The organism is Lysinibacillus sp. 10T31, from assembly GCF_056394365.1.
Genome location: NZ_JBFTHS010000177.1, coordinates 1 through 508, shown reverse-complemented (window position 1 = coordinate 508; position 508 = coordinate 1). Strand labels below are relative to the sequence as shown.

Sequence of the window (508 nt, the reverse complement as noted above, 5' to 3'; positions counted from 1 at the left end):
GCGGCGGGATAGCGTAGCTGGATGGAGATTGGCAAGTCTTTTCCCGGCTCCAATACGTACTTGTCATCACCGGGAGTGACCAGTTCGACGACGCCTTCGCTACCGTCGTGCGTCACCTCAGCCCAAAGTTCACTGTGAATTTTCGTGCCCAGTGGCAAATCGGCAAACGACAGTTTCCAATTTGAAATGGCATGACGGGCTGCTTTCAGCACAATGCCGTAACTGTAAACCCAGCATTGGCTTTCAATATCGAGCCATTTCGTCTTGAACTCAAAACCGGCGTCAATGGCTTCAGCTGTCGTATCGCCCTTTGCAAAGACGGAACAATAGCCTGAATGAGGCTGAAAGCTTTCGATCGAACACAATTGAGAAAGCCTTGAAGAGTCCAACGTGACAGTGGGTAAAACCGTCAAGGTTCGTTGGGTATTCCAACCCACACTCTGCGGGGCAACAATAGTAATTACCGCATAGGTATACCCCGCATTACTTGATACTGTAAGCGTTGCCC

1 protein-coding gene is annotated in these 508 nt (G+C 50.2%); it reads right to left on the bottom strand.

What is annotated here, in order from left to right:
- Positions 1-508, bottom strand: a 508-nt coding sequence (locus AC1DCY_RS27460; protein ID WP_477355891.1) for a hypothetical protein, incomplete at both ends; no start/stop codon positions are given.